At 62.3% G+C, this 8410-nt stretch carries 7 protein-coding genes and 1 pseudogene; 4 read left to right on the top strand and 4 right to left on the bottom strand.

All coding sequences use genetic code 11. The annotated features are described in order from the left end of the window. Both RHBS_RS29800 and RHBS_RS20120 read right to left on the bottom strand, forming a co-directional pair. Positions 1–325 (bottom strand): hypothetical protein (locus RHBS_RS29800; RefSeq protein ID WP_236745394.1); only part of this gene is annotated, 325 nt, incomplete at its 3' end. 199 nt (positions 326–524) lie between these two features. After that, complete coding sequence (locus RHBS_RS20120; protein ID WP_128646300.1) at positions 525–737, bottom strand: hypothetical protein; 213 nt, start codon at positions 735–737, stop codon at positions 525–527. 302 nt (positions 738–1039) lie between these two features. On the opposite strand from RHBS_RS20120, the gene RHBS_RS20115 reads away from it, so the two are divergent. From RHBS_RS20115 to RHBS_RS20105, 3 genes and pseudogenes are all read left to right on the top strand, one after another. Then, positions 1040–2227, top strand: a complete 1188-nt coding sequence (locus RHBS_RS20115; RefSeq protein ID WP_237669480.1) for an iron-containing alcohol dehydrogenase — start codon at positions 1040–1042, stop codon at positions 2225–2227. Next, positions 2224–3596: pseudogene (locus tag RHBS_RS20110) on the top strand (histidine kinase). Before RHBS_RS20115 ends, RHBS_RS20110 begins: the two are co-directional and overlap by 4 nt. Next, positions 3593–4273 carry a response regulator transcription factor gene (locus RHBS_RS20105; RefSeq protein WP_272913880.1) on the top strand — a complete coding sequence of 227 codons (681 nt, stop codon included), beginning with the start codon at positions 3593–3595 and terminating at the stop codon, positions 4271–4273. The pseudogene RHBS_RS20110 and the gene RHBS_RS20105 overlap by 4 nt, the downstream one beginning before the upstream one ends. Before the next feature lie 531 nt (positions 4274–4804). On the opposite strand, the gene RHBS_RS20100 is transcribed toward RHBS_RS20105, so the two are convergent. Both RHBS_RS20100 and RHBS_RS20095 read right to left on the bottom strand, forming a co-directional pair. Beyond that, positions 4805–5803: a cell wall metabolism sensor histidine kinase WalK gene (locus RHBS_RS20100; RefSeq protein WP_187298572.1), complete on the bottom strand. Its 999-nt coding sequence runs from the start codon at positions 5801–5803 to the stop codon at positions 4805–4807. A 410-nt stretch (positions 5804–6213) separates the two neighbouring features. Then, positions 6214–6885, bottom strand: coding sequence for a response regulator transcription factor (locus tag RHBS_RS20095; protein WP_236745393.1), 672 nt, complete (start codon positions 6883–6885; stop codon positions 6214–6216). 181 nt (positions 6886–7066) lie between these two features. Here RHBS_RS20095 and RHBS_RS20090 point away from each other — a divergent pair, with 181 nt between their 5' ends. After that, positions 7067–7975: a hypothetical protein gene (locus RHBS_RS20090; protein WP_236745392.1), complete on the top strand. Its 909-nt coding sequence runs from the start codon at positions 7067–7069 to the stop codon at positions 7973–7975. Positions 7976–8410 lie beyond the last annotated feature (435 nt).

The raw sequence follows: 8410 nt of genomic DNA, 5'->3' as shown, positions 1-8410 counted from the left end.
TACCGGGAGGGCCGCCGGCCGCGGTGTCGTCGCCGGCTACCGTATCGGCCGAAGGCGCTGGGCCGGAGGGCATCTCGCCCATCGGGATTGAACCTTGGTTCGGCGGTGCCGCGACACCGTTCTCCTCCAGGCAGGCCTGAAGTTCTGGGTCCATCGCAGCCAAGGCCGTTCCGCTTCCGGTGTCACCGATGCTCGACGTCGTCGACGATGACGTCGAGGGTATCGGGGCCTCGGCCCCATCTGTGCTACACGCTGCCACTCCGCAGACCATGGCGATTCCCATTGCGGACAGGCCGACGGATCGACTCAGAGAACTGATCTTCACAATTTTCCCCTTAGGTGGTGTTGTTGCGCAATGTCATGGCTGTCGGGTCGACAGCTGTGGATATCGCCGGTGGTGTCGTCGTGTGTGCTGCCGCTACCGGCTCGCGGACGCTCGAGTCTCGGATGCGCGTGGAATTCGGAGAACCGGAGTCATCTCTGTGGTCTCACAGAGCGGAGCCACGACGACAGTCGGGTCATTCTCAGAACGGCAGCGGAATCCACTGCGAAAAGAACCAGAAGCCGTGGTCGGTCGACGCCGGTGCCGGTGCCGGCGCCGGCGCTTCGGGCTGCGTTTGCGCAGGAACCGGGTTCGGCTGGGGTGCAGGAGCGGCAGATGCTATGCCGGTGCCGATTCCGATGCTGGCCAATGCAATACCGGTCACTGCTGCGGCTTTGACGAGGTGCTTCTTCATGACTTACTCCCTGTCGGTGGGTTGACTTCCGACATGAACGGTAGGAGTAGGACCTCGAGATTCGCCGGCCCGAACGCTGTCATTCTGCTGGCAGTCCTGATCGGGGCGATACGCCCCGATGCGTCGCCGAAATCCATGTACCTACCCGATCGGCAGGTGAGAACCCGGTCCGGCGCTGGTGGAATCGGTCGCGCGGCACTCGTAAGGTTGTAACCTGAATCACAGGTCCGGATGCTTTCGGACCGAAGACGGCGAGGGTGTGAACGGTGGACCAGGCAGCTACAGCGGACGTCGGCAAGGCTCTGCACGATCTGGACTCACAGCGCAGCCGAGTCGAGGCTCCACGAGTCCTGAAGTTTCACGCGCCCGAAATCGTGTTCGGTCCCGATTCGCTGGGCGAGGTCGCGCATGCGGCACGCCGCCTCGGCGGGGTACGGCCGATGCTCGTCACGGATTCGGGGCTGCTCGACAGCGGCTGGGCCGGGCAGTTGGTCGACCTGCTCACGGCCCAAGGTCTCGATCCGCAGGTGTGGAGTGCATTGACACCCAATCCCAAGGATGCCGAAATCGAGGCCGGCCACGAGTACTACGCAGCCGCCGGCTGTGACGTGCTCGTGGCCATCGGCGGAGGATCGGTGATGGATGCGGCCAAAGGGATCGCCATCCTTGCCGGCAACGGCGGCAGAATCCTCGACTACGAGGGTGTCGATCAGGCCACCCGGCCGATCCCACCTCTGGTCATGGTGCCGACGACATCGGGCACCGGAGCCGACGTCTCGCAATTCTGCATCGTGACCGATACCGCACGCTCGACCAAGATCACCATCCTCGGCCGGGCGCTCGTTCCCGATATCACCGTCATCGATCCGATTTTGCTGACCACGATGCCGGAATGGCTCAATGCTGCAACCGGTTTGGATGCCCTCACGCACGGAATTGAGGCATTTGTTTCGCTCGGTCACAACCAGCTGACCGACCACCACGCACTCCGAGCCATCACCATGGTGATGTCCCAGCTGGCTCGCACCATCGATGAACCTACCGACATGGGCGCACGTGGGTCGATGGCCCAGGCGAGCTTGGAGGCCGGGTTGGCGTTCACCAACGCGATTCTCGGTGCCACGCACGCGATGAGTCATCAGGTGGGGGGACTGCTCGACCTACCGCACGGGGTGATCAACGGCGTGTTGCTACCGCACGTCATCCGCTTCAACGCCGCGCAGGATCCGTTGCCGTACGTGGCCATCGCGACGAGCCTCGGATTGCCCGAGGGCAGAGCTACGCCGGAAGAGGCTGCCATGGCCGTCGCAGACCGTGTGGACCGCCTCGCTCGTCAGGTCGGTGTTCCTACCGGTCTGGCTCAGATCGGTGTCAGTGAGTCCGATCTGGATGTGTTGGCGACCAACGCGCTATTGGATGCGTGCATGTCCACCAATCCTCGATCTGCCACACATCGCGAGATGGTCGATTTGTTCAGGGTTGCTCTGTGACGCCCGAACCAGATTTGACGTCCGGACCGGATCTGTCTCTGTTGACCGGTCTGCGCTCGGGAAAGAACACTTTCTATCCGCAGTATCGAGGTGCGGCAGAGCGTTTGGAACGCGTGGTCTATGCGTTGGAGCTGATTTCACGTGCCTTGGTGCGCACTGTCGATGGTCCGGAAACACTGGTGTGTGCGGTGGCCGAGGCGGCTCGGGCGCACCTGAGTGCACGGTGGGTCGTGTTCGCTCTCGCCGATGGTGCGCTCCCGGACGCCGGTCCTCGGCGATTGGTGCTCGGACCCGATGCAACTCCGTTCCTGGTAGACAACGTCGAGGGGCCGCCGCTGCCGGACGACGTCATCGACTGCCTCGAGTCGATTCAGCAATCGACCTGCGGCGGCGGCCTGACTCCGGTGATCTCAGCCCATCACGCCTTCGTTCCGATTGCGTTCGACGGAGGCGTCGTCGGGGCCTTTGCGGCGTGGACCGGAGAGCAGCGGGTTCTCGATGGCACGGACGCCGCGGTGTTGAGCATTCTCGCCAGCCAAACTGCGGTGGCACTGCAGAATTCGGCTCTGTTCCAGAGTCGAAGGCAACTGCTCGAGCGCACCGAGAGCGCCTATGCTCAGGCGAACCGGACAGCAGCGGATCTCGCGGCCCGAAATGCCGAACTCCAGCTGATGCAGCGACAGCTGGGTGCCGCGCATCAGCATCAGGTGCTCGATGACGAACGCCACCGCATCGCCCGCGAACTGCACGACAGCGTTACCCAGGCTGTGCTGTCCGCGGGTATGCAGATCGAAGTGTGTCGCAGCGACATCTCCTTCGAGGAGCGTGGTGAAAGACTGGATCTGGCCAAGGATCTGACGCGTCGAGCAGTGGAACAGCTGCGGTCGGCGATCTATGCGCTCAATCATCCCCAGGACGTCGACCGTACGTCGCTTCCCGAAATGCTCGAACAGCTGTCGATAGTCCACATGCCCGACGAGCTGCAGGTCTCGTTGAGAGTCGAAGGAACTCCCGTCGAATTGAGTGGCGATTGCGAGCACTCACTGCTCCGCATTGCCGGCGAGGCACTGTTCAACACTGCGGTACACGCACATGCATCGCGGGCTATCCTTCGGTTGACCTACTCGCCCGACCACGTGCAACTCTCGATTGCCGACGATGGCGATGGCGATCCGGCTCATCTGCGCATGATGCTGCACATGGCCGAGTCCACCGATGTAGACGGCAGGCACCGTGGATTGGCGAATATGGCGGCCCGTACCCGCGAACACGGCGGCACCCTCGAGATCCGCCGCGCCGAACCGGGGGTGTGCGCGTGGCAGTGCGCATTCCCTTCCATGAACCATCCGAGAAGGGCACAACACAGTGAGCGTTCCCACGGTTCGCACGGGCATCGGGCAGGTGGCGGCGCCCACCGTCCGCATCGTCCTGGTCGACGACCACGCCATTCTTCGGGATGGGCTGCGATCGGTGCTCGAACGCGAGTCGGATCTGACGATCGTGGGGGAGGCGTCCACCCGGGAGGAGGGCCTAGCCGTCGTCGCACGGGTCGAGCCTGACATCGTGCTGATGGATCTCAAGCTCTCTGCCAGTTCGGACTACGAGGGCCTCGCGCTGTGTGCGCAGCTAGCGAAGGCGCACAACGGAATAGGCCTATTGGTCTTGACGACTTTCCTCGACGATCGACTCGTGGTGGAGGCCGTGCATGCTGGTGCTCGGGGCTACGTGGTCAAGGACGTCGACACCACCGAGTTGGTTCGGGCAATCCGGGCCGTCTCGCGTGGGGAGAGCGCCTTCGATTCGCGCAGTGCCTCGGCTGTCGTTCGATCACTGAATGGGACTCCGAGCAGTATCGAGCGGCTGACCGAGCGTGAACTCGAAGTGCTTCGGCTGCTTGCGACGGGATTGTCCAACAACATGATCGGAACCAGACTCTTCATCTCGGCGACGACTGTCAAGTTTCACGTCAGCAACATCATGCGCAAGCTCGCGGTGTCCCGACGAGCCGAGGCGGTTTATGCCGCGAGCAAACAGGGGTTGATTTGACGTTTGCTCACCTGTGGAGGTGATCGACACCCGACCGGGTTGGCGATCGCTGCACGAGGGCGTATCTCCTCGAGCTTGATGTGACGTGACCGCAGGAAGGCCGCAGGTCGAACCGCACCCGCCCGTTACGCCAGTTTCAGGTGACGGGTGGCAATACCTCGCCGCTGCCTGACGACACTGAGTTGATAATGGGAGCAGCTCGAACTCGCTGAACTTCATGGAGACGCCTGGTGACGTCAAGAGCTACTTCATTATCGGTGTTCCACTGACGTGCGCTCCTGAGGTGGATCACAGCGGTCGTTCTGGTCAGGCGAGGGTAGGAACTCTCACGCACGGTGAAGTGAAATCGAATGCGGCGAAACACGAATGAGGAGCCGGCCCCACAACTGACAGAGAGCCCGACATCCCTCGGAGTACTTACAGCGCAGGACGAATGACCACCCCCGCACACAACGCCCGGACGACCGGAATTCTCACCCGCACCACGGTCCGTGTCGGTGAGTCGGCCTAACTAGGGACTTCCTGGTGAATTCACCCAGGCAGGCGCAGCGTAAATGTCGCACCGCCGCCCGGCGTGGGATAGACGGCGACTGTGCCGTGATGCTCGAATGCTATTTGCTGGGCGATGGCCAGTCCGAGACCAGCCCCACTGTGTCCATCTCGTGTCCGCGACGGGTCGATACGGTAGAGGGGCAGAAAGATTCGTGTCCCTTCCTGTTCATCTATTCCGGGTCCGTGGTCGATCACGCGTACTTCGACTGCATCCTGCTCGCACTCCATCACGACGGCGATCGGCGTGGATTCGGGGGTGTGGGTGCACGCATTGGAAGCGAGGTTCAGAACAGCCTGGTGGAGCCGGGACGGGTCTCCGGTCACCGGTTTGTTCTCATCGGGAACTATCTCGAGCGTGATCACTCGTCGAGGGTGGACCGCACGTAGGTCTTCGATCACTGCCTGCACTATTCGCACCAGATCGAATTGCACGACAACGTATTTGGCAGATCCCGTATCACGGACCAGGTCCAGCATCGAGTTCACCAATCGATGCAGGCGGTCGCTTTCGTTGCCGACCCGCAACATGGCTCGGTCGAGGGCTCCCGGTTCGGTGAGCATCCCCGCCACGTAGAGGTCGCTGTATCCCTTGAGGGCCGCTAGTGGCGTGCGAATCTCGTGGGAGACATCGGCAATGAATTTTTTCATGTCGTCACGCGCCTCGGAGGACAACTCCACGGACCGCTCGCGCTCGGCCAGAGCTTCGCGCAGCCGAGCGACCATGCGATCGATATCAGCCGACAGCTCGGAAACCTCGCGAGATCCGGCCGTGTGCCGAATCTCGGTGTCCAGCGCTCCATCGGCGATTTTGTTGACTGTGTCCGCCATGTCGGCCAGCGGACGAACCAGTCGAGCTGCCAGCAACCACGCTATCGTGGACTCGAACAGGGCGATGACAAGACCGCCGGCAAGGAGGTTACGTCGCAGCGCAGCTGTCGCGGAATCGAATCCCTCCAGGGAGAGCGCGGTAACCTGCACTTGCCCATCCGGTCTGACTGCGGCAAAGACCCGATAATCTCGAATCTCGGTACTCGTGGGCTCTCGAGTGGTGCCCAAGTCAACGAGATCGCTGCTGGAAAACGGAAATTCGCCGCCCCGCGCATTTGTCACAGCGCCGGCAGGCGAGATGGTCAGCTGAATTGGAGGGTCGACTCCATTGGTGGCGAAGTCGATTGGGTCGGGAGCCGCGCTGGACGGGTCCAGACCACTAGCTGGCGGTACCTCGAGTCCAGTCATGTCGGGCCGTTGAGCGCGGATCAGTTCGCGATCGATCTGCGTCAATCTGGTCGAGCGGTCACTGTGGTCGATGAATATCGCGAACACCGCAAAGCCCGTCGTTATCGCGGCCAGGATCGGCAACAGAATTACCCAGCGTAAGGACAGACGATTCATCTGTTCGCTTCGCGCAGGACATAGCCCAGGCCGCGTCTGGTGTGGATCAACGGCGTGTGGCCGTCGTCGAGCTTGCGGCGCAAGTAGCCGATGTACAGCTCGACCACGTTATCGGTCCCCTCATAGTTTTCGTCCCAAACATTGGCAAGGATCTGCGATTTCGACACCACTACACCTCGATTGCTCATGAGGTACTCGAGCAACTTGTGCTCGGTGGCCGAGAGATCGACGAGCGTTCCAGCGCGCCGAACCTCGCGTCCTGAGAGTTCGAGACTCAAGGAACCCACCTGCAACACATCGGAGAGTTCGTCGATGCAGGAACGGCGCAGGATCGCTGCAACTCGCATCAGCAGTTCATCGACGCTGAAGGGTTTGGTGAGGTAGTCGTCCCCGCCGGTGGCAAAGCCACGAATTCTGTTCACCGTGTCGTCGCGCGCGGAGAGGAACAGGACCGGGACGCGCGACCCTGCCTCGCGCAACCGTCGGCACACCTCGAATCCATCGATGCCGGGAAGCATGACATCCAGCACGACGAGGTCGATATCGCCCGCGGTCGCCAGATCCAGACCGCTCGCCCCGTCTGCCGTCTGGGCCACGGAGTAGCCCTGAAATCGCAAAGCCGTCGACACGATGTCGCAGATCGAGAGGTCGTCCTCGATGATCAGCACGCGGCGGCGTGCATCCGATGAGCGTTCAGACATCGGCACTTCCGAAGGACGGCAACCTGTGGAGAAGCTGTGTAGAACCGCACAGAGCGTTCACAGTCATTGACTTCATACTCCCATAATGAACCTCCACCAGGCCGGAAGCTTCGCGTCGCCTATTGTCCGTCGATCGCGTGTAGTAGCGGTGTTGTCGTTGACTGCGCTGACACTGGCCTCTTGTGGCACCTCTGAGCCCGAATCCAGCGAGTCCGCGGCGTCCACGCCCGCCACCTCCACCGCGGTGACAGGCATGGACACCGGTCTCTTCCTCGACGGTGCTTTGGTCGGTGAGCCCACTACCGAGGATTGCACTCTGAGCGGCGGTGCCGAAACGACCTGCTACCGAATGACGGTCGCGGGCTACCCGGTCGACCACGAGGTAGGCCCATTCTGTCCGCCCACAATCACCGACAGCGCCGAGAACGGCGGTATTTGGTTCGACGGCGAGAACCAGTACGACCTCGACGGGAAGTTCATCGAGGACCTTGCCGAAACCTACGATGACGACACGTGGCGCATGTACGACGAGGACGGAAACGTACTGGTCACCGAGACCCAAGAAGAGTTCGAGGCCGCTGCCCGCCCAGATGTCGACCCTGCCCTCCAAAACCATTGCATCGAGGGAAGAGTCGATTGGCTCGAGAACGGTGAGCCGATCACGACCGAGGTCGTCATCCCCACCACACCCGTAGATGCTGCGCAGTCCGCCGACTCGCAGGGCATCCTGGGGATCACGCTCGACGGCGTGCGTATCGACGCGTCCGCGCCTGTTGACGCGATCCTCGGTGCTTACACCATTGCCGCGTTCGACGACTGCGGCGGACACTTCAACCCGACCGAGGCTACCACCTGCATGGCGCGGTCGGCTGCTCCGAGGTCGGCGAGGCGAGCGACGGTGACACCGCGCAATTCGGCTACGCGCTCGACGGATACGCGGTACACAGCCCGTTCGCGGACGGTGCGGCACCCGACGACCTCGATGAGTGCAATGGCCACACCACCGAGTCCGCCGGCTACCACTACCACGCGAATCCAGCCGCCGACAACCAGGTGATCACTTGCTTGGTCGGCCAGACCGTCGACTCCGACGAGGGTGCCGCCGGTGGACCTCCCGCCGGTGGACCTCCCGCCGGTGGACCTCCCAACGACAACTAGGGACTACACGTCCGGCGGATCGACCATCGAAATTCATCCAGCGGGAGAGCATCCATGAAGATTTCAACGAAGAAGCTGGTCGTCAGCGTGGCAGCGACGCTCGCAGTGGCCAGCGCCTGCTCGTCGGGCGCTGGCGAATCAGTGCAAACAGACGACGCCTCGGTGACGACCGGGGGATCGACCGGGGGCTCGACCGAGGTCGCTCGCTCTTCGCCGAGGGGGCATTGACCTCGGATGTGACGACGGTGGACTGCACGTTGGAGAACGGTAGCGCGACGAAGTGTTATCAACTCGAAGTGGCCAGCATGCCATCGACGGTGAATACTGCTGGACC

The sequence above is a fragment of the Rhodococcus sp. BS-15 genome (assembly GCF_000813105.1).
Classification (GTDB): domain Bacteria; phylum Actinomycetota; class Actinomycetes; order Mycobacteriales; family Mycobacteriaceae; genus Rhodococcoides.
This window is presented reverse-complemented; position numbering and strand designations above follow the sequence as displayed.

What these genes read in the sequence shown, in the direction of transcription:
- RHBS_RS20120 (WP_128646300.1), bottom strand. Translation starts at nt 737, where the DNA reads ATGAAGAAGCACCTCGTCAAAGCCGCAGCAGTGACCGGTATTGCATTG.